The organism is Clostridium sp. CCUG 7971, assembly GCF_017590215.1.
Taxonomy (GTDB): domain Bacteria; phylum Bacillota; class Clostridia; order Peptostreptococcales; family Peptostreptococcaceae; genus Faecalimicrobium.
In genome coordinates this window covers 1-21396 of record NZ_JAFFPK010000023.1, presented here as the reverse complement: position 1 = coordinate 21396, position 21396 = coordinate 1, and the positions used below count along the sequence as shown (strand labels likewise).

Annotated in this window: 20 protein-coding genes and 1 riboswitch; of the genes, 14 read left to right on the top strand and 6 right to left on the bottom strand. The window is 27.7% G+C overall.

The features are described 5' to 3' along the window. Window positions 1-4: 4 nt before the first annotated feature. The 3 genes from JWF52_RS03345 to JWF52_RS03335 form a co-directional block, all read right to left on the bottom strand. On the bottom strand, window positions 5-433 hold the full coding sequence (locus tag JWF52_RS03345) for an EamA family transporter (protein ID WP_208331929.1): 429 nt from the start codon (window positions 431-433) through the stop codon (window positions 5-7). Between the two features lie 122 nt (window positions 434-555). Continuing rightward, window positions 556-1011: a hypothetical protein gene (locus JWF52_RS03340; RefSeq protein ID WP_208331928.1), complete on the bottom strand. Its 456-nt coding sequence runs from the start codon at window positions 1009-1011 to the stop codon at window positions 556-558. 42 nt (window positions 1012-1053) lie between these two features. Next, window positions 1054-2319 (bottom strand): ArsB/NhaD family transporter, encoded by a 1266-nt coding sequence (locus JWF52_RS03335; RefSeq protein ID WP_208331927.1) that lies wholly within the window; start codon window positions 2317-2319, stop codon window positions 1054-1056. Between the two features lie 431 nt (window positions 2320-2750). On the opposite strand from JWF52_RS03335, the gene JWF52_RS03330 reads away from it, so the two are divergent. Both JWF52_RS03330 and JWF52_RS03325 read left to right on the top strand, forming a co-directional pair. Next, the gene (locus JWF52_RS03330; protein WP_208331926.1) at window positions 2751-4172 is read left to right on the top strand and encodes an alanine/glycine:cation symporter family protein; all 1422 of its coding nucleotides are present in this window, start codon (window positions 2751-2753) and stop codon (window positions 4170-4172) included. 313 nt (window positions 4173-4485) lie between these two features. Then, complete coding sequence (locus tag JWF52_RS03325) at window positions 4486-5907, top strand: alanine/glycine:cation symporter family protein (protein ID WP_353654864.1); 1422 nt, start codon at window positions 4486-4488, stop codon at window positions 5905-5907. 15 nt (window positions 5908-5922) lie between these two features. Here JWF52_RS03325 and JWF52_RS03320 read toward each other — a convergent pair whose 3' ends face one another. Then, entirely contained in the window at window positions 5923-6351 is a 429-nt protein-coding gene (locus JWF52_RS03320) for a hypothetical protein (RefSeq protein ID WP_208331925.1), read from the bottom strand. Window positions 6352-6481: 130 nt separating this feature from the next. Here JWF52_RS03320 and recQ point away from each other — a divergent pair, with 130 nt between their 5' ends. The 4 genes from recQ (at window position 6482) to JWF52_RS03300 (ending at window position 11334) form a co-directional block, all read left to right on the top strand. Next, on the top strand, window positions 6482-8935 hold the full coding sequence (recQ, locus tag JWF52_RS03315) for a DNA helicase RecQ (RefSeq protein WP_208331924.1): 2454 nt from the start codon (window positions 6482-6484) through the stop codon (window positions 8933-8935). Between the two features lie 176 nt (window positions 8936-9111). Then, window positions 9112-9957: a DegV family protein gene (locus tag JWF52_RS03310; RefSeq protein WP_208331923.1), complete on the top strand. Its 846-nt coding sequence runs from the start codon at window positions 9112-9114 to the stop codon at window positions 9955-9957. A 152-nt stretch (window positions 9958-10109) separates the two neighbouring features. Next, window positions 10110-10871, top strand: a complete 762-nt coding sequence (locus JWF52_RS03305) for a threonine/serine exporter family protein (RefSeq protein WP_208331922.1) — start codon at window positions 10110-10112, stop codon at window positions 10869-10871. A gap of 1 nt (window position 10872) precedes the next feature. Beyond that, the gene (locus tag JWF52_RS03300) at window positions 10873-11334 is read left to right on the top strand and encodes a threonine/serine exporter family protein (RefSeq protein WP_208331921.1); all 462 of its coding nucleotides are present in this window, start codon (window positions 10873-10875) and stop codon (window positions 11332-11334) included. Window positions 11335-11366: 32 nt separating this feature from the next. Here the strand turns inward: JWF52_RS03300 and JWF52_RS03295 are convergent, their stop codons facing one another. After that, complete coding sequence (locus JWF52_RS03295; protein ID WP_208331920.1) at window positions 11367-12731, bottom strand: amidohydrolase; 1365 nt, start codon at window positions 12729-12731, stop codon at window positions 11367-11369. A 250-nt stretch (window positions 12732-12981) separates the two neighbouring features. Here JWF52_RS03295 and JWF52_RS03290 point away from each other — a divergent pair, with 250 nt between their 5' ends. Together JWF52_RS03290 and deoD are read left to right on the top strand one after the other, a co-directional pair. Continuing rightward, entirely contained in the window at window positions 12982-14010 is a 1029-nt protein-coding gene (locus JWF52_RS03290) for a BMP family lipoprotein (RefSeq protein ID WP_208331919.1), read from the top strand. 20 nt (window positions 14011-14030) lie between these two features. Beyond that, window positions 14031-14738: a purine-nucleoside phosphorylase gene (deoD, locus tag JWF52_RS03285; protein ID WP_208331918.1), complete on the top strand. Its 708-nt coding sequence runs from the start codon at window positions 14031-14033 to the stop codon at window positions 14736-14738. Window positions 14739-14788: 50 nt separating this feature from the next. Here deoD and JWF52_RS03280 read toward each other — a convergent pair whose 3' ends face one another. Then, a complete protein-coding gene (locus JWF52_RS03280; protein WP_208331917.1) occupies window positions 14789-16189 on the bottom strand; it encodes an MATE family efflux transporter in 1401 nt (466 codons plus the stop codon). A gap of 284 nt (window positions 16190-16473) precedes the next feature. After that, window positions 16474-16584, top strand: a riboswitch (TPP riboswitch). Between the two features lie 174 nt (window positions 16585-16758). Here JWF52_RS03280 and thiC point away from each other — a divergent pair. The 6 genes from thiC to JWF52_RS03250 all read left to right on the top strand — a co-directional run. Next, complete coding sequence (thiC, locus tag JWF52_RS03275; protein ID WP_208331916.1) at window positions 16759-18060, top strand: phosphomethylpyrimidine synthase ThiC; 1302 nt, start codon at window positions 16759-16761, stop codon at window positions 18058-18060. Window positions 18061-18102: 42 nt separating this feature from the next. Then, window positions 18103-18297, top strand: coding sequence for a sulfur carrier protein ThiS (thiS, locus tag JWF52_RS03270; protein WP_208331915.1), 195 nt, complete (start codon window positions 18103-18105; stop codon window positions 18295-18297). Beyond that, window positions 18298-19092 (top strand): sulfur carrier protein ThiS adenylyltransferase ThiF, encoded by a 795-nt coding sequence (thiF, locus tag JWF52_RS03265; protein WP_208331914.1) that lies wholly within the window; start codon window positions 18298-18300, stop codon window positions 19090-19092. A gap of 19 nt (window positions 19093-19111) precedes the next feature. Next, window positions 19112-19888 (top strand): thiazole synthase, encoded by a 777-nt coding sequence (locus JWF52_RS03260; RefSeq protein WP_208331913.1) that lies wholly within the window; start codon window positions 19112-19114, stop codon window positions 19886-19888. 34 nt (window positions 19889-19922) lie between these two features. After that, window positions 19923-21026 (top strand): 2-iminoacetate synthase ThiH, encoded by a 1104-nt coding sequence (thiH, locus tag JWF52_RS03255; protein ID WP_208331912.1) that lies wholly within the window; start codon window positions 19923-19925, stop codon window positions 21024-21026. Continuing rightward, on the top strand, window positions 21026-21396 hold a 371-nt coding region (locus tag JWF52_RS03250), incomplete at its 3' end, for a thiamine phosphate synthase (RefSeq protein ID WP_208331911.1). The genes thiH and JWF52_RS03250, both read left to right, overlap by 1 nt.

Here is a 21396-nt window from a genome sequence, read left to right as displayed (position 1 = left end):
TTTTTTATCCTAAAGCTACAAAAATTGTTCCAATACCAATAAATATAACTCCGATTATCCCTTTAATGCTTATAGTTTCTTTAAAAATTAAGATAGATGCTATTACGGTTATAACAACTGAAAGTTTATCAATAGGAGCTACTTGCCAGGTTTTACCTGTCTTTAAAGCGATATTTAAAAACAACCAAGATAAGGCTCCAGAAACTCCAGCAAAAATTAAGAAAAATAAGTCCTTTTTATGATTCATAAGCTGAGATATATTACTAAAATCACCTCTTACAAAAGAAACACAAATTAAAAATATTGCCATTATTACAGCTCTAACTGATGTAGCCATAGATGGAGGTAAATTATTTATACCTATTTTTGTAAAAATTGTAACAAAACTTGCACTTATAGCAGCAAGTAATGCGTAAAATAACCATGAACTCAAATTAAAAAATCTCCCTTCAAAAATATATCTTTTATTATAACATAAATGAATATGAAAATCTTTATCAACTATAAAAAAAATAACTATCACTTGTAGTTTAAAGCAATAGTTATTTTTATTTACTATAGATCTTTTGAATTAGTTTTTGCAAATTCTATTTCATTTAATATATCATTTAATTCTTTATTTAATCTTTCAAAATCATCTGAATTAACATTATAATTCAAAAATAAGTTTTCCATATTATAACAAGCTAGATTTAGCTTTTTAGTTACACTTAAAAATAAATTAAAGTTGCTACTATTCATAGCTTTAGTAAATTTATTTAAATCTTTCTTTATAAAAGAAACTATTTCGTACTCGTCAGTAAAAATTCCCTGAGGAATAGGATAAGGTTTAATTCTTTGTAAAAAATATTGATTTTTAGCGTTAATATTATAAACATAAGATATTTCTAAATCTTCATTTAATTTAAACTTTATAAAGTATAAAAGTCCTCTTACTTTTGTTACTTGTGAAGCACCTATTTGTCGTAGTAAGGTCTCAATTGCATCACCTTGGGCAGTATTTACATTCATTTAAATATATCTCCTTTTTATAATTTATAAAATAAGTTTTATCTAAAATCTAATTAGTAAATAAACTGTAGAAATAATAATAGATAAAATCATAATAGGAAAACCTACTTTAAAATATTCTTTAAAAGTTATTGGATGACCATGTTTTTGACCAACGCTAGCTAAAACTATATTTGCAGAGGCTCCAATTAAAGTTCCGTTACCTCCAAGGCAAGCACCAAGAGATGCAGCCCACCATAAAGGCATTACATCTACTCCTTGAGTTTGCATTGTCAATATAAGAGGAATAAGAGTTGCTACAAATGGTATGTTATCTAAGAAAGATGATACAATAGCAGAAACCCATAAAACGATTAACATAGTAAGTACAAAATGACCTTCAGTAGCTCCTATTAGCACTGTAGCTAGTTTATTAATTATACCAACTTCTTGTAGTCCTCCGACGATTACGAATAAACCTGTGAAAAATAATATTGTAGACCACTCAATACTTGCTAAAATCTCATCTATGTCCTGTTTACCAATAAAAAGCATAACTGTTGCTCCAGTTAAAGCTACAATGCTAGAATCAATATGAATTATACTATGAAGAGAAAAACCTAAAAGAATAAATAACATAACAATAATACTTTTTATAAGTAAAGACTTATCTTTAATGGCTTTATTTTCGTCAAGATTTAAAATATTCTCTTTTTGAGCCTCATCAACAATAAGTTTTTTCTTAAAAATAAATTTGAAACAAAAAATTATTACAATAAGTAAAACCACAACTACAGGACCTAAGTTAACTAAAAAGTCTGTAAAGCTAAGATTAGCAGCACTACCAATCATAATATTTGGTGGATCACCTATAAGTGTTGCAGTTCCACCTATATTAGATGCAATAATTTGAGTAATTAAAAAAGGAATAGGATTAAGTCCTAAGATACTGGTGATAACAATTGTCATAGGCCCAATTAATAAAACAGTTGTTACATTATCTAATACTGCGGATAATAAGGCTGTTATTATAATAAAGCTAATCATTATCTTCCAAGGATCACCTTTTGATTTTTTAGCAGTAAATATTGCTATGTACTCAAATAAACCTGAATTTTTAACTACAGCAACAAAAAGCATCATACCGATTAAGACACCTATTGTATTAAAATCAACATGGCTTAATCCAACTTCCATAGGAATTATATTGAATAATATCATTAATAATGCACCACTTAAAGCTGCTACACATCGATTTACTTTTTCGGATATAATAGCCATCATAACTAATAAGAAAATGGTTATAGCTATTATTTGTTCAGTTATCACTATAATCGCCTCCCTGCAATAATTCTATCTAATATCTAAATGTTAGTACTTTTCTAAATTAATTTCAATTAAAGTATACATACTTTATACTTTATAAAAACATAAAATATTCTAAAAAAGTACAAAATAAAATTTTATTATTTAGAAAAAAGTTCGTAAAAATTATGAAAGAGGCAAAATGATAAAAAAAGTATTAAATTTAATTGAAGTAATAGTAAATATATGATTAGGGAAATGTTTTCCATGGGTAAAAATAGGAAATTTGCAATATTGAAAATTAATTATGCAATTTTGATATTGAAAAAAGGCAAAAAATACTGTATAATGAGTCTAGAATGAATTTTATAAAATAAATTATGCATTAATCAAGCAGTTTTAAAAATTAAATATTTTAAATTTAATAAATAAATATTTTTGAAGGAGGAATTTAAATGGAAATATTAAATAAATTAGTTCTTAGCGTTAACGATTTTATATGGACATATATACTAATAGCTGCACTAATAGTGCTTGGGCTTTACTTTACAGTGAAGACAAACTTTGTTCAGTTTAGGTATTTTAAAGAAATGTTTAGGCTTTTAGGAGATGGAAGTTCTAAAGAAGCTAAAAAAGAAGGTAAAGTATCTTCTTTCCAAGCATTTTGTATAAGTACAGCTTCAAGAGTTGGAACAGGTAATATAGCAGGTATAGCACTTGCAGTAGTAGCGGGAGGGCCAGGAGCGATATTTTGGATGTGGCTTATAGCTTTAATAGGTTCAGCATCAAGCTTTGTAGAAAGTACATTAGCTCAGATATTTAAAGTTAAAGATGGTAACGCATTTAGAGGTGGACCAGCTTACTACATGGAAAAGGGATTAAATAAAAAATGGATGGGAATAACATTCTCTATATTAATAACAATTTGTTTCGGATTTGTATTTAATGCAGTTCAAGCAAATACAGTTTCACTTGCATTTAGTAATGCCTTTGGAGTAAATAAGTTAGTAATGGGAATAGTTCTTGCAATCTTAACTGCACTTGTAATATTTGGTGGAGTTCAAAGAATAGCAAAGGTTTCTGAAATTATAGTACCGATACTTGCAGGATTATATATATTAGTTGCATTATTTATAGTAGCAACAAATATAGGTCAACTACCAGGTGTATTTAAAATGATATTTACAAGTGCGCTTGATTTTAGAAGTGTATCTATGGGTACTATGGGTGGTATGATGTTAACTGGAATAAAAAGAGGATTATTCTCTAATGAAGCTGGTATGGGTAGTGCACCAAATGCAGCGGCAACAGCAGATGTATCTCACCCAGTTAAACAAGGTTTAATACAAACTTTAGGGGTATTTACAGATACGATAGTTATATGTAGTTGCACTGCATTCATAATACTTTTATACCCAGAGTATCAAGCAAGTGGTCTTAGTGGTATAGAGTTAACTCAAGCAGCACTTACTGCACATATAGGTCCTATTGGTGGAACATTTATAGCGGTATGTATATTCTTATTTGCATTTAGTTCTATAGTAGGAAACTACTATTATGGTCAATCAAATATAGAATTTATGAGTAAAAATAAATCTATTTTAAATATATTTAGAGCTGGTGTTGTAGTTATGGTTTTATTTGGATCATTAACTCAAGTAGATATAGTTTGGAATTTAGCAGACGTATTTATGGGATTAATGGCGATAATTAATTTAATAGCAATAGCATTACTTGGGAAATTTGCATTTATGGCTTTAAATGATTATACAAATCAAAAGAAAGCTGGAATAAAAGATCCAATATTTACTGCATCAAATATAAAAGGTCTTGAAAATATAGAATGCTGGCAAGAAAAATCGGAAAAAACAGCATAGATAAAGATAAGAGATACCTCAACTAATTTAGTTGGGGTATTTTTTATTTTTAATATAAATCATAATAATACTTAAAAAATTCGGAAATAATAGATAAAGTAATTTTATAAAAAATCAAAATATAAAAATTATTTAAAAGAAAATTATTTTGAAATAAAAAGTATAAAAATTGCAATTTTAAATAAATAGTATGCAAAATTATATTGATATGAGGAAAAAAGTAGACTACTATAAAAGTATAGTGAATAATTAAAAATAGATTATTCATTATGTATTAATTTTCTAATTATTTAAAAAATGAGGAGGAATTCAAGTGGAAGTTTTAAATAAATTAGTTATGAGTATGAATGATTTTATATGGACTTATATATTAATAGCTACTTTAATATTTCTTGGAATTTATTTTACAGTAAAAACAAACTTTGTTCAGTTTAGGTATTTTAAAGAGATGTTTAGACTCTTAGGAGAGGGGAGTTCTAGAGAGGCTAGAAAAGAAGGAAAAGTATCTTCTTTCCAAGCATTTTGCATAAGTACTGCCTCAAGGGTAGGTACAGGTAATATAGCAGGTATAGCACTTGCAGTAGTAGCGGGAGGACCAGGAGCGATATTTTGGATGTGGCTTATAGCTTTAATAGGTTCAGCATCAAGTTTTGTAGAAAGTACATTAGCTCAGATATTTAAAGTTAAAGATGGTAACGCATTTAGAGGTGGACCAGCTTACTACATGGAAAAGGGATTAAATAAAAAATGGATGGGAATAACATTCTCTATATTAATAACAATTTGTTTCGGATTTGTATTTAATGCAGTTCAAGCAAATACAGTTTCACTTGCATTTAGTAATGCCTTTGGAGTAAATAAGTTAGTAATGGGAATAGTTCTTGCAATCTTAACTGCACTTGTAATATTTGGTGGAGTTCAAAGAATAGCAAAGGTTTCTGAAATTATAGTACCAATACTTGCAGGATTATATATATTAGTTGCATTATTTATAGTAGCAACAAATATAGGTCAACTACCAGGTGTATTTAAAATGATATTTACAAGTGCGCTTGATTTTAGAAGTATGTCTATGGGTGCCATAGGCGCTATGATGTTAACTGGAATAAAAAGAGGATTATTCTCTAATGAAGCTGGTATGGGTAGTGCGCCAAATGCAGCGGCAACGGCAGATGTATCTCACCCAGTTAAACAAGGCTTAATACAAACTTTAGGGGTATTTACAGATACGATAGTTATATGTAGTTGTACTGCATTTATAATACTTTTATACCCAGAGTATCAAGCAAGTGGTCTTAGTGGTATAGAGTTAACTCAAGCAGCACTTACTGCACATATAGGTCCTATTGGAGGAATATTTATAGCAATATGCATATTCTTATTTGCATTTAGTTCTATAATAGGTAACTATTATTATGGTGAATCAAATATAGAATTTATGAGTGAAAATAAATCTATTTTAAATATATTTAGAGTTGGTGTTGTGTGCATGGTTATATTAGGTTCACTAACTCATGTAGATATAGTTTGGAATTTAGCAGATGTATTTATGGGACTTATGGCAATAATAAATTTAATAGCAATAGCATTACTTGGGAAATTTGCATTTATGGCCTTGAATGATTATACAAATCAAAAAAAAGCTGGAATAAAAAATCCAGTATTTAAGGCATCAAGTATAAAAGGTCTTAAAAATACAGAGTGTTGGAATGATAATCCGAAACAAACATTATAAATAAAAATACCTCAACTAATTTGGTTGAGGTATTTTTGTTTTTTCAAAGCTTTCTAGATAGGAATAAAAATTTTTGAATTCATCCATATTATGAATTTCTTTTAAATTTCTAATATCGATCATTATATTACTTGGTTTATGAAATATAAACTCCATATCGTATATAGGGCATTTACAAAATCCATTTATAAAATTATATTTATAAGGTTCGTATTTATCAAAATTTGCTTCAAAGTACTTTATTTTACCGTAGCATAATCTGTGTATATAAAATAAAAGAGCTAAGGTAGAATGTTTAGTAGCAAATTTATGTGAAAAATACTTGATAGTATGGTATTTATCGTGCCTACATACCCAGATAAGATTATCATCAAGGATTAAATTATATTTTTTTATAAGATTATATTTATCTGGTGTTAAAGGTGTTATTTCTTTTTTGTTCATATATAATCCCTCCAAAATTTTTTATGTTATTATAATATTTATGATAAAATATTAAATTAATGAGTTTAAATATATTAAGTAAGTTCAATTAATTCAAAACATTTATTAATAAAAAGTTAGGAGAAAATTAATGAGTATAAAACCTTTAGATATACTATCTAAATATTATGGATATACAAGCTTTAGAAGAGGACAAGAAAGTATAATAAATTCAATAATAAATAATAAAGATGTATTAGCTATTATGCCAACTGGTGGAGGAAAATCTATTTGTTATCAGGTACCTGCGCTTTGTTTAAATGGGCTTACAATAGTAATATCACCTTTAATATCTCTTATGAAGGACCAAGTAGATGCATTAAAGACTATGGGGATAGAAGCGGACTTTATAAATAGTTCTTTATCAACTAGTGAATATAATGAAATACTTGATAATATTAAAGATGATAAATATAAAATAATATATGTAGCACCAGAAAGATTAGATAGTATTGATTTTATTGAGATAATGAGATTAAAAAATATTTCTCAAGTTGCAATAGATGAAGCACACTGCGTATCTCAATGGGGTCATGATTTTAGATCAAGCTATAAGAGAATTCCATATTTTATAAAAAATTTAGAGAATAGACCTATAATAACTGCATTTACAGCAACTGCATCAGATGAAGTTAGAGAAGATATATTAAACATATTAGAACTTAATGAACCAGATATTTATATAACAGGATTTGATAGAGAAAATTTATCTATAAATATAGTAAAATCATCATCTAAAAATAGATATCTTCTTAATTATATAGAAAATCATAAAAATGAATCTGGAATAATATATGCAGCTACGAGAAAAGAAGTAGAAAGTATTTATGAAGGATTGTTAAAGAGGGATGTATCAGTATCAAAATATCATGCAGGATTATCTAGCGAAATAAGAAAGAAAAATCAAGAAGACTTTATAAATGATGATATTAAGATAATGGTAGCAACAAATGCTTTTGGAATGGGTATAGATAAACCAAATATTAGGTGGGTTGTTCATTATAATATGCCACAAAGTATAGAAAATTACTATCAAGAAATTGGTAGAGCAGGAAGAGATGGAGAAGATAGTGAATGTACGTTACTATTTGCTCCAGGGGATATTCATACACATAAATATTTAATAGAAGTGGGTATAGAAAATCCAAATAGAAAATTAGTACAGTATAAAAAGTTACAGCAGATGGTAGATTTGGTTTATAGCAATATGTGCTATAGAAAAAATATATTATCATACTTTGGTGAAAATGTAGAAAATGATTGTAACAATTGTAGTAACTGTTTAAATGAAGGTGAGATTACAGATAAAACTTTAGATGCTCAAAAGGTTATATCATGTATTGCAAGAATGAAAAGAGGATACGGTGTAAATATGATAGTAGATGTTCTTAGAGGATCTAAGAATAAAAAAGTATTGGATTTAAACTTTAATACTTTATCTACTTATGGAATTATGAAAAACTATTCTAGTGATGATTTAAAGACATTTATAAATACATTAGTATCTCATGGATTTTTAGATATAATTGAAAACCCAGGGAATAGAGGTAGTTTTCCTACTATAGCACTTAACGAACAATCTATGAAAGTTATTAAAAAAGAAATAAAAGTAGAATTTAAAGAAGATAAAGTTACTAAATCTACTTATGTGGAAAATGAGTTATATGAAAGATTAATAACTTTAAGAAGTGAAATTGCTAAAAATGAAAAGATTGCCCCTTATATGGTATTTGGAGATGCAACTATTAAAAATATGGCTAGTATTTATGCAACGAATAAAGATGAAATGCTTAGTGTATCAGGTGTTGGTGAAATTAAATACGAAAGATATGGACCTTTATTTGAAAATGCTATAAATGAATATGTTATTGAAAAAAACATAGACAAGTCAGATATGTCAAATAAAAAAGAAAGTGCATTTAAAGATAGCGAATATTTTGAAGTAAATACAGATATTAATTTATACAATAAGCTAAAAGAACTTAGATTAAATATATCTAAAATAGAGGGAATACTACCTTACATGGTACTTCCTAATAACTCATTAAAAGAAATAAGTGGTAGATACCCTTTAGAAGAAGAACAACTTAATGATATAGGTGGTATTGGACCAGTAAAAATAAATAAGTATGGTAAAGATATAATAGAAATAGTAAGAAAATATGTAAATGAAAATAATATAGAAGTTAAATGGGAAGATAAAAAAAGATTAAAGCTTATTTTAGATGGAGATAGTAGAAAAAATGATGAAATTACATTAGATTTATTAAATCAAGGTATTGATATAAAAGATGTATGTGATGAAATAGAGATTTCTTTATCTACAGCACTAGGTTATGTTTGTGATTATATAAAAGAAAATAAAGAAATTAAATTTAAAATAGACACTAAATCTTTGTATAATGAAAGTGATAAGGATTTAATATTAGATGTATGTAATAAATTAGGTGAAGAAAAAATAGGAGCTATAAAAAAAGAGCTTCCAGAACATATAAAATATGAAAATATAAGGGCTGTAATACTTGAAAAATATATGGATAAATAAATTATTATAAATAAAGGCTAGTACACTATTAATTTAGAGTACTAGTCTTTATTATATGTTATTTGGAATATAAAAAATATTGTAATGGAGTATAAATTATGGTAAGATTTTAATACCTAGTAATAATACTTATAATAAAATAGTAAGTCTAGTATATAGCAATTTGGAGGAAATTAATGAATAATATAAAAATAGTATGTGATAGCTTAACTGATTTGCCTAAGGAATTAATAGAAAAGTATGACATAGAAGTAGTACCACTTAGTGTAATATTTAATGAAAAAGAATATATAGATGGAATAGATATAACAAAAGATGAATTTTATAATATGTTAAGAGAAAATGAAAGTCTTCCTAAGACATCTCAAGTAACATATATGAGTTTTAAGACTACTTTTGAAAAGTATACAAAGAATAATATTGATGTTTTATACATAGGAGGGTCTTCAAATTTATCTGGAACTTACCAAAGTGGAGTAATGGCTAAAAATGATATAGAAGGTAATGTTTATACTTTTGATAGTTTATCTGCATCATTAGGATTAGGATGTATTGTATTAACGGCAGCAGAGTTAGTGAAAGAAGGAAAAAGTATAGAAGAAATTATATCTAAATTGGAATTACTTAGAAATAATACATCAGTATTATTCACAGTAGATACATTAGAGTATTTACAAAAAGGAGGAAGAATATCATCAGCTAAAGCTACAATAGGTAATATGTTAAATATAAAACCTGTAATATGTTTAGAAGATGGATTAGTTAAGCCATTAGCACAATCAAGAGGTAAAAAGCAGGTAATAAGTAAGATGGTAGAACTTATAAAAGAAAATCATGGTGAAGATTTAACTAATAAAAGAGTCATAATTGGATGTGGAGATAATAAATCTGATTTAGAATTATTAAAGAAAAAATTATCTGAAGAGCTAAAAGTAGGAGAACTTATTTTTATAAATATAGGTAGCTGTATATGCGCTCATACAGGCCCAGCCGTTGTTGGAATTGCATGTAGTGATAAATAAAAAAGATAGGCATTTTGCCTATCTTTTTTTATTAGTAAGTGTTCAAATAAATTACAACTTTACAGATAGGAAATTATGGTTTAAAATAAAATGTATTTACATACAACTGACAAAAAAATTATCAAAATAAATGTAAGTAAAGGGGGGTACTTATGGATATCAATAGAGTATTAAATTTCTCTTCAAATGCAGGTAAGTTAATGTTGCAAAGTGGTGGAGAAACATACAGAGTAGAAGAAACTATATCAAGAATATGTCAATCATTTGATGTAGACGAAGTAGACGTATTTGCTAGTCCCACAGCAGTAATAGTTTCTGTATCAGTAGATGGAAAAGTACATTCGATAGTTAAAAGAATAAAATCAAGGGGAATTGATTTAAATAGAGTACACAATATTAATTCATTATCTAGAAAGATATATAATGAAAAGTTAAGTATATATGAATGTGAAAAACAATTAGAGAAATTAAGTAAAGAAGATCCCTATGATATAAAAACACAATTAATAGTATCAGGTATTGCTACTTCATCATTTACATTAATATTTGGTGGAAGTACAAATGATATAATCGCATCTTTTATAATAGGTATTATATTAAAATTATCATTAATAGGTTTAGGAAGATCTTCATTAAATGAATTTTTCATAAATAGTATAGGTGGTGCACTTATAGCTATTTACTCAGTTGTACTTTTAGATTTTGGAATAATAAAAGAAATAGATAAATTAATTGCAGGAGCTATAATGATTTTAGTACCAGGTTTAGCACTTACCAATTCTATAAGAGATATAATTGATGGACAATTGGTTTCAGGACTGACAAAAGCATCCGAGGTTCTTTTAATAGGAATTTCAATAGCTGTGGGAACAGGTACGATTATACATTTATATCTTAAAATGAGGGGGATATAAAATGATTATAGAAGTAATAGCTGCATCTTTAGCGGCATTTAGTTTTGGAGTACTTTTTAATATAAAAGGAAAAAGATTAGTAGTAGCTTGTATAGGTGGTGGATTAGGATGGCTTGTTTATAAACTTTGCTTAGGCTATCAAATGGGAGAGGCATCATCTTGCTTTATATCAGCAATATGTTTTAGTATATATTGTGAAATATGTGCTAGAATATATAAAACTCCAGCAACCACACTGACTGTATGTTGCTTAATTCCACTAGTACCAGGGTATGGTGTATACAATACAATGTATGAATTTATAATTGGTAATTACGCAAAAGGAATGGATTATGGAATAAATACTTTAGCTGTAGCTGGGGCATTAGCGCTTGGAGTTATATTTGTATCTACTATTTTTAGGAATATTAAGATAAATAAAATAATTAATAAGATAGAAAAACGGAAAGAAAAAGTAAGTTAAAAACCTTATGTATATAGACATAAGGTTTTTTATTATTTAATTATAGTAAAGTTAGAATTTAGTTTTATATTTGCTTTTTCTCTGATTTTTTTAGCTTGTTCTTTTACTTTATCTAATAATTTAGATTCATCTAAAACTAATATTTCTTTTTCTTTCATTAACCACTTACCATCACAAATAGTAGACTCGATATTTTCACTACTCATAGCATAAACTATATTTCCAATTGGGTTGTGCATTGGTAAAGAATGAATAGTATTTGGATTTAATATTATCATATCAGCTTTTTTACCAACTTCAAGGCTACCTATTTCTTTATCTAATAAGGCACATTTAGCACCATTTATTGTAGCCATTTCAAGTATTTTTTCGGCATTAACTACAGTAGGATTTAATGTTCTACCTTTGTGTATAAGTGATGTCAAATACATATCTCTCATCATATCCATTCTATTATTTGATGGTGCACCGTCTGTTCCTATAGATACAGTAATTCCATTATCTAGCATTTCTGGTATTGAAGCAAATCCTAATACTACTTTCATTGCAGCTGCAGGGTTATGAGATACTTTGACATTATTTAATCTAAATAAATCTATTTCTCTATTAGTTAACCATACTGTATGAACTGCTAATAAGTTTGGACCTAAAGCACCTAAGCGATTTAAATGCTCTACTGTAGATAGTCCTCCACGAGTTTTGGCGAAATCAACTTCGTCAGCTATTTCGGCTATATGCATGTGTATACCAGTACGATATTTATCAGCTAATCCTTTAGTTTTAATTATTAGTTCATCAGAGTTATTAAATATTGTTCTAAGAGCAAACCATATTTTTACTCTTTCATTTGATGTATTATTATATTTTTCAAATAAATCTATTTGAGTATTTAATTCTTCTTCGCAAGTTTTTTGCCAAGCTTTAGGCAACCCTTCGCCTTGATCCATAACAGATTTTGCAAGGCATGCTCTTATACCAGTTTTATCAACTGCTTCAACCATTGCATCTACGTATTGTCCGCCTGATTCTAAGAATGTTGTTACACCAGAGCGTATTAATTCTATGCAGCAAGCAGTAGATGAGATTAATGAATCATTATATTCAAAGCTACTTTCATAAGGCCATACTCTATCTCTAAGCCAAGTTAATAAATCTACATCATCAGCTATACCACGTCCTAACTGCTGAGATAAATGAACATGCGTATTTATAAGTCCTGGCATAAGTATTTTTCCATTAGCATCATAAATTTCCGCATCTTTATTTACAATACTATCATCAAATTTACCAACAGCCTTTATTATATTATCTTCTATCAAAATATTACCATTTTCATAAACTTCTCTTTTATCATTCATTGTTATTAAGTAAGCATTTTTTATAAGTAATTGTGTCATAATTTACCAGTCCTTTAAGAATATATAGTTGAAAAATTTGTTTTATTTTAAAATATTATATAATAAATATGAACATTATTCAATTAAAAAGTTTAAAAATTCGGATTTATAACAGGGAGAAAAATCGTACTTTTAAAATAAATTTAAAGTAAAATATAAATACTTAAAAGAACTTTTATATAAATAAATATTGAAATGTTTGTTAAAAGCGTATAGAATATTAAAAAAGACAGATTATTTGGAGGAACATATGAAAATTAGACAGCTATTATCTTTAGGAATTATTCTATCTTTAACATCTTCAATATTAATAGGGTGTAGTTCAAGTAAAGAAAAGGGAGAAAAACCATCAGATACTATAAAAGTGACTATGGTATCAGATGTTGGGGGAATTAATGATCAATCATTTAATCAATCTGCTTGGGAAGGTCTTAAAAAAGCAAAAGATGAATTAGGTGTAGAAGTAAATGTTATAGAATCAAAGCAGCAATCAGATTATGCTCCAAACGTTGAAACTGCAGTAGAACAAGATGCTGATTTAGTAATAGGAATAGGATTTCAAATGGATGAAGCTATAAAAGATGCTGCTAAACATTACCCAAATCAAAAGTTTGCAATAATTGACCATTCATACGAAGATCAACCTGAAAATGTAAATTCAATAATGTTTAATGCTCAAGAGGCGGCTTATTTAGTTGGTATAGTAGCTGCTAAAAAAAGTGAAACAAGAACTGTAGGGTTTATAGGAGGAACTAAAAATCCTATAATAGAAAGTTTTGAATATGGATATTTAGCAGGTGTTGATGCAGCAGGAAATAATACTAAAGTTTTAAGACAATATGCAGATACATATACAGATGCTTCTAAAGGAAAAGCTATAGCTAACCAGATGCATAGCAATAACGTAGATGTTGTATTTACAGCAGCAGGTGACACAGGTTCGGGATCAATAGAAGCTGCAAAAGAAAATAATAAAATGGCTATAGGGGTAGATAAAGACCAAAATTCATTAGCTCCAAATAATGTTATAACATCAGCTATTAAAAGAGTTGATATGGTTGTATATAATACAGTTAAAGATTTACTCGAAGGTAAATTTAAAGGCGGAGAAGTAAGTGTTTATGGACTTAAAGAAGATGCTGTTGGAATAGCACTTACTACAAATAAAAATGTTAGTGAAGATATAATTAATTTTGTAAATGAACAGTCTAAAAAGGTACAAAATGGAGAAATTATTGTTCCTGTAAATCAAGAACAATATGATAAATTAAGTAATTAGACAACTAGGAGGAACTTAAAATGGGATTAACACCACACAATAACGCAAATGTAGGAGATATAGCTGAAACTATATTACTTCCAGGAGATCCATTAAGAGCAAAATTTATAGCAGAAAACTTTTTAGAGGATGCTGTTGAATACAATACTGTAAGAGGTATGTATGGATATACAGGGTACTATAAAGGTAAAAAAATATCTGTACAAGGAACAGGTATGGGTGGTCCATCAATGGGAATTTACTCATATGAGCTTATACATTTTTATGGAGTAAAAAATTTTATAAGAATAGGTTCGGCAGGAGCTTTAAATAGCAATTTAAAAATACAAGATATAGTAATAGGTAGTGGAGCGTGTACAGATTCTAATTATGCATCTCAATATAATTTACCAGGAATTTTTGCTCCAGTAGCTAGTTTTGAATTAACTAGAAAAGCTTATGATATAGCTAAAGAAAAAGGTATAGATGCTAAAGTCGGGAATATATTATCAAGTGACGTTTTTTATAGTGATGGTGGACTAGATTCACTTAAGGTATGGAGTAAAATGAATGTATTAGCAGTTGAAATGGAAGCAGCTGCTTTATATATGAATGCTGCAAGAGCGGGTGTAAATGCACTTTGTATGCTTACAATATCAGATTTACCATTTGAAGGTGTAGCAACAACTACAATGGAAAGACAAACAGCATTTACTAAGATGATGGAAATAGCTTTAGAATTAGCTTAAAAAAAGAGAAGTTTTTAACTTCTCTTTTTTATTACAATGAAATTATATTTTTAATTAGTAACAGTGTTAATTTCTATTTTATTATCATTAACTATATTTCTAAGCCATTTAAAAGATTTAAATCTTTTAACTATAAGAATTGCTTTAAGTATCTCTTCAGATACAGTAAATGCAACTACTAAGTAAACAGGTAAATGTAGTATAAATGCAGCAATATATGCTAAAGGTATACCTACAAACCAAAGAGTACAACCCTGTAAAATAGATCCATAAGTAGCATCTCCACCGCCTCTTAATATACCAACTATCATAACTGCATTATAAACTCTAAATAACATTATAATTGCATAAATATATAAAATATACTCTGAAGATAATTTAACTTCAGGTGATACATTAAAGAATGATACTATTGGATTAGCAGTAATTGCCATTAATATAGCTAATAATATAGAAATTCTAATTGATAAACTTGCAATTTTTTTAGATGCATTTATAGCAGATTCTTCTTTGTTTGCACCAATTTCATTTCCTATTATAACAACTGCTGCATTTGCAAGACCGAATGTAAATATCATAAATAAATTCATAATGGTACTGCATATTTGCATAGAAGCGGCAGCTCCTGTTCCAATTCTAGCATAAATTGCATTATAAGTAATATTTCCAAATGCCCAACAAGCTTCATTAGCAAGTATTGGGATAGTAATAGCAATAAGAGTAGATGATATCGATTTAGGTAATGAGAATATATAACTAAATTTTAATTTTAAGACATCTATATTCTTGTAAACTGATATAACTACTATTAAGCATTCTGTAATTCTAGCAATAAGAGTAGCTATTGCAGCACCTCTTATTCCAAGTGCAGGCATACCTAAAAGTCCAAATATAAGTATAGTATTTAAAATACCATTAACTATAAGTCCTGTAAAACTAGCCCACATTGGAAGTTGAGTATTTCCAATACTTCTAAGTCCACTAGAGAATGTAAATGTTATAGTAGTAAAGAAATAACTTATAATAACTATTTGTAAATATTGAACTCCTATTTTAACTACATCTGAATCATTAGTAAATATTGACATGATTTTTTGAGGCATTAAAAGTCCTAAAGCCATAAAAGCTATCGTTAGGACTAAAGCATAAAATAACGATTTTGATAAAACTCTTTTTATACTATCATTATCCTTTTTACCCCAAAGTTGGGCAATAAGAACTCCGGATCCGATTGCTATTCCATTAGAAAGTAGAGAGAATAAAAAGTAATATTGATTAGCTATACCAACCGATGCAAGTTCTACTTCTCCGACTTTACCTATCATCATAGTATCAAGCATATTAAGTGATGATGTTATTAAACTTTGAAGTACAATTGGCAGTGTAATTAGAAATAAGTGCTTATAAAATTCTTTATCTTTTCTATATTGGGTTATTGTATTTTTAATCATAAATGTCCTCCTTAAAAAATTCCATAAAAAATAAAAAACACCCACTTGGAGTTTTTTTCAAGTGGATGTTCAACACTCATACATCTTAAAACCGTAAGATGTATAATATATATAATTAAAACTAGTGTAGTTAAAATTTTGTACGGATTAATACAAAATCCTTATTATTATATAACATGGAATATATTAAGTCAATAAAAAAATTAAATATACATTTTTATAAAATGAATTATTGAATGAATAAATTTACTATGTTACACTTAACTTGTAAAAATGATAAAAAATATTAGAGCTAGGGGAGCTAGAATTGGCTAGCTGAGATAAAAGCCTCAACTTACAAACCCTAACTACCTGATCAAGGTAATGCTTGCGAAGGGAAGCTTTATGTATAAAGTTAACTAATTTATATATTAAATTAGTTATTTATGCTAACTATTAAAGTGCTTTCCTTATATTAAAGAAAAGTACTTTTTTTAATGTAAGGAAAAAACAATCAAAATATAATCTACATAAGCACAATAAGCTTTCTAAAAGCATTCCCTAACAAAAAAAACTTTAGGGGGTAGCACATGAAATATTCAACTCAAATGGATGCAGCAAGGAAAGGAATTATAACTAAAGAAATGGAAATTGTAGCTAAAAAAGAATCAATGGATGTAAATAATCTAAGAGATTTAATAGCTAAAGGTCAAATAGTCATACCAGCAAATAAAAACCACAAATCACTTAGTCCACATGGTATTGGAAAAAATTTAAGAACTAAAGTAAATGTAAATCTAGGTATTTCAAGAGATTGTAATAATGTAGAAAAAGAACTAGAAAAGGTTAAAACAGCCTTAGATATGAATATAGAAGCAATAATGGATTTAAGTAGTTACGGAAAAACAAGAGAATTTAGAGAAAAATTGATAAATATATCTCATGCTATGATAGGTTCAGTTCCTATGTATGATGCAGTAGGATTTTTAGATAAAGACTTAAAAGATATTAAAGAAGAGGAATTTTTAAATGTAATAAAGCAACATGCAATAGATGGCGTAGACTTTATAACTATACATGCAGGACTTACTAGAAATGTTTGTAAAAAAATAAAAAATAATAACAGACTAACTCATATAGTATCTCGTGGAGGTTCATTATTATTTGCATGGATGGAGCTAAATGATAAAGAGAACCCTTTATATACTAACTTTGATAAAATATTAGATATTTGTGAAGAGTATGATGTTACTTTAAGTCTTGGAGATGCATGTAGACCAGGATCTATAAATGATTCTACAGATGGAGTTCAAATAGATGAACTTATTGTTCTTGGAGAACTTACTAAAAAAGCTTGGAAAAGAAATGTACAAGTTATGATAGAAGGTCCAGGACATATGGCAATTGATGAGATAGAAGCAAATGTTATTTTACAAAAGAGACTATGTCATGAAGCTCCGTTTTATGTATTAGGACCATTAGTAACAGATATAGCACCAGGATATGACCATATAACAAGCGCTATAGGTGGTGCATTAGCTAGTTCTAAAGGAGTAGACTTTTTATGCTATGTAACACCAGCAGAGCATTTAAGACTACCAAATTTAGAAGATATGAAAGAAGGAATAATAGCTACAAAAATAGCTGCACATGCAGGAGATATAGCTAAAAATGTAAAAGGTGCTAGAGAATGGGACAATAAAATGAGTAAAGCAAGGGTAGAACTAGATTGGGAAGAAATGTTTAAGCTTTGTATAGATCCAGTAAAGGCTAGAAAATTTAGAGAAGAATCAAGACCGACTCATGAAGATAGCTGCACAATGTGTGGAAAAATGTGTTCTATGAGAACAGTAAAAAAAGTACTAAATAATGAAGAGGTTAGTTTAGTATAAAATTCGTTTCACTCATACTCATTGAAATTAGGAGGTGAATAAATGAAGGTTAATGGTAAAGATGTAGAATTTAAAAATAATACAAATATAATAGATTTATTAAATAACTATAATCTAAATAAAGATAGAGTTGTTGTTGAAATAAATTTTAATATAATAGATGAAAATAAATACGAAAATTACATAATAAATAAAGAAGATGTCATAGAGATTATAAACTTTGTTGGAGGTGGTTAAATGAAAATTTTTATAAATGAAATTTTGCAAGAAATAAATAAAAATATGACTGCCTACCAAGTTAAGAAAAAATATAAAGAAGATAGTGATGTATTAATATTAAATGGATATCAAATAAATGAAGATATTTTACTTAAAGATAATGATAAGATAACTCTAATAAAAAAGGGAGAAAAGCCATCTAAAGAAGAGCTAAAAAATTTATTAATAGCAAGGCATACACCAAATATACATAGTAAGTTAGAACAAGGAAAAGTGGCTATATTAGGTCTTGGAGGACTAGGATCTAATATAGCTATATCCTTAGCAAGAATAGGAGTAGGTAAATTAGTACTTGCTGACTTTGATGTTGTAGAACCATCAAATCTTAATAGGCAACAATATTTTATCGATGATATAGGAAAAAATAAGACAGATGCTTTAAAGGAAAATATAAAAAGAATAAATCCTTTTATAAATATAAAAACACATAATATATTTATAACTAAGGATAATGTGGAATATTTTAATGATGTAGATATAATAATAGAAGCTTTTGATAATCCGAAATATAAGGCTCAAATATGTAACTATGTGTTAATAAATATGAAGGACAAGTATTTAATAGCATCTTCAGGGATGGCAGGATATTATGATTCAAATATTATAACTACAAAAAAGATAAGAGATAAGTTTTATATTTGTGGAGATTTTATAAATGAAGCAAAAATAGGAGAAGGTTTAATGTCACCAAGAGTAGCTATTTGTGCGAATCATATGGCTAACATAGCTACAAAAATATTAATAGAAGAATAACTAAAAGGGGAATTTTATAATGGATAAATTAATTTTAGGAAATTATGAATTTAACAGTAGACTTTTAATAGGAACAGGGAAGTATGGTTCAAATGATATTTTACCAAAAGTTATAGAAGAAAGTGAAAGTGAAATAATAACGATGGCTTTAAGAAGAGTTGACTTGGATAATAAAGAAGAAAATATACTAACTCACATTCCAAAATCTATGACTATACTTCCAAATACATCTGGGGCTACAAATGCCAAAGAAGCAGTAAGAATAGCAAGAATAGCTCGTAAAATGGGGTGTGGAAATTTTATAAAAATAGAAGTGATAAATGATAATAAATATTTGCTTCCTGATAACGAAGAAACAATAAGAGCTACAAAAATATTATCAGATGAAGGATTTATAGTTCTTCCTTATATGAGCCCCGATTTATATGCAGGAAGAAAGTTAATAGAAGCAGGTGCATCAGCAGTTATGCCTCTAGGATCACCTATTGGGTCAAATCGAGGAATTAAGATGAAAGAAATGATAAGAATAATGATAGAAGAATTAGATATACCGATAATAGTAGATGCAGGGATTGGAAAACCATCTCAAGCAATGGAAGCTATGGAAATGGGCGCAGCAGCGGTTTTAGTTAATACAGCAATAGCATCAGCGGGAGACCCTATAAAAATGGGAAGAGCTTTTAAGTTAGCTGTAGAAGGTGGTAGAGAAGCCTATCTTGCAAAAACTGGTTCTGTATCAGATTATGCTAATGCATCATCACCATTAACTGGTTTTTTAAGTAGTGCAAATAGTTAGTAAAAATTAGTTTATTTATAAAGGGGGTGTTAAAATGAGTTTTTATAATGTTATAGAAAGCTATAAAAATATAGATATAGATGAATATATGAATAATGTTAAAGATGAAGATATTATTAAAAGTTTAAACAAAAAAAATCTTGATGAGTATGATTTATTAAATTTACTTTCAAAGAAAGCGTCTAATTATTTAGAAGAAATGGCACAAAAAGCAAATAAAATAACTAATCAATACTTTGGAAAAACTATATGTTTATATACTCCTATGTATATAGCCAACTATTGTGTAAATAAGTGTGTATATTGTGGCTATAATTTAGAAAGTAAAATAAAAAGAAAAAAGCTTAATTTAGAAGAAATAAAACTTGAAGGAGAAGCTATATCTAAAGAAGGATTTAAACATTTATTAATTTTAACAGGAGAAAGTAATATTCATTCAAATACTGAGTATATTTCTCAAGCCGTAGATAGTTTAAAAGAAAAATTTTCTTCAATAGGTATTGAGGTTTATCCAATGGAAACTGATGACTATGAATATATGGTCAAAAAAGGAGTAGATTCACTTACTATATATCAAGAGGTCTATGATGAAGAGATTTACAAAGAGGTTCATATTAAAGGCCCAAAATCTAATTACAAATTTAGACTAGATGCTCCAGAAAGAGGAGCAAAAGCAGGTATAAGAAGTTTGTCAATAGGAGCACTTTTAGGGCTTAATGACTTTAGAAAGGAAGTTTTTTATACATTATTGCATGGGAAATACTTAAAAAAAAATTATCCTCAAGTTGAATTATCTTACTCTGTACCAAGAATAAGACCTTTTAAAGGATGTTATGAAGGAATAAAAGAAGTAAATGATAAAGATTTAGTTCAATCTATATTATGTATTAGATTATTTGATAACAATGGTGGAATAAACCTATCAACAAGAGAAAGATTATCACTAAGAAAAAATTTAATACCACTAGGTATAACAAAATTAAGTGCAGGAGTTTCTACAGATGTAGGAGGACGAACTCAAAAGGATGATGATACATCACAATTTAAAATAAGTGATGAAAGCAGCGTAGATGAAATTAAAGATATGCTAAAAAGTATTGGATATCAACACATATTTAAAGATTGGGAGAGGTTTTAATGTATCTTATTACAAATAGAAATCTTTGTAACGAAAATAGATACATAAATGTTATAGAGGAAAGTATTTTAAGTGGAATAGAAAATATAATAATAAGAGAAAAAGATTTAGATAATACCAGTTTAGAAAAAATATATATAAAAATAAAAGAAACTTTAGAATATATAAATATTAAAGATTATAATGTAAATTTAATAATAAATAGCAATTTAGATGTATTTGAAAAAACTAATGCTGATGGGATACACCTTACATTAAATTTATTTGAAAATCTTGTAAGGAATAAATACAAATTTAATAAAGAAAAAATTTTAGGGTTATCATTACATAGTATTAAAGATATTATTTATGTAGAAAAAATAATAAAAAA

What these genes read in the sequence shown, in the direction of transcription:
- JWF52_RS03340 (WP_208331928.1), bottom strand. Translation starts at nt 1,011, where the DNA reads ATGAATGTAAATACTGCCCAAGGTGATGCAATTGAGACCTTACTACGA.
- JWF52_RS03330 (WP_208331926.1), top strand. Translation starts at nt 2,751, where the DNA reads ATGGAAATATTAAATAAATTAGTTCTTAGCGTTAACGATTTTATATGG.
- JWF52_RS03320 (WP_208331925.1), bottom strand. Translation starts at nt 6,351, where the DNA reads ATGAACAAAAAAGAAATAACACCTTTAACACCAGATAAATATAATCTT.
- recQ (WP_208331924.1), top strand. Translation starts at nt 6,482, where the DNA reads ATGAGTATAAAACCTTTAGATATACTATCTAAATATTATGGATATACA.
- JWF52_RS03310 (WP_208331923.1), top strand. Translation starts at nt 9,112, where the DNA reads ATGAATAATATAAAAATAGTATGTGATAGCTTAACTGATTTGCCTAAG.
- JWF52_RS03305 (WP_208331922.1), top strand. Translation starts at nt 10,110, where the DNA reads ATGGATATCAATAGAGTATTAAATTTCTCTTCAAATGCAGGTAAGTTA.
- JWF52_RS03300 (WP_208331921.1), top strand. Translation starts at nt 10,873, where the DNA reads ATGATTATAGAAGTAATAGCTGCATCTTTAGCGGCATTTAGTTTTGGA.
- JWF52_RS03295 (WP_208331920.1), bottom strand. Translation starts at nt 12,731, where the DNA reads ATGACACAATTACTTATAAAAAATGCTTACTTAATAACAATGAATGAT.
- JWF52_RS03290 (WP_208331919.1), top strand. Translation starts at nt 12,982, where the DNA reads ATGAAAATTAGACAGCTATTATCTTTAGGAATTATTCTATCTTTAACA.
- deoD (WP_208331918.1), top strand. Translation starts at nt 14,031, where the DNA reads ATGGGATTAACACCACACAATAACGCAAATGTAGGAGATATAGCTGAA.
- JWF52_RS03280 (WP_208331917.1), bottom strand. Translation starts at nt 16,189, where the DNA reads ATGATTAAAAATACAATAACCCAATATAGAAAAGATAAAGAATTTTAT.
- thiC (WP_208331916.1), top strand. Translation starts at nt 16,759, where the DNA reads ATGAAATATTCAACTCAAATGGATGCAGCAAGGAAAGGAATTATAACT.
- thiS (WP_208331915.1), top strand. Translation starts at nt 18,103, where the DNA reads ATGAAGGTTAATGGTAAAGATGTAGAATTTAAAAATAATACAAATATA.
- thiF (WP_208331914.1), top strand. Translation starts at nt 18,298, where the DNA reads ATGAAAATTTTTATAAATGAAATTTTGCAAGAAATAAATAAAAATATG.
- JWF52_RS03260 (WP_208331913.1), top strand. Translation starts at nt 19,112, where the DNA reads ATGGATAAATTAATTTTAGGAAATTATGAATTTAACAGTAGACTTTTA.
- thiH (WP_208331912.1), top strand. Translation starts at nt 19,923, where the DNA reads ATGAGTTTTTATAATGTTATAGAAAGCTATAAAAATATAGATATAGAT.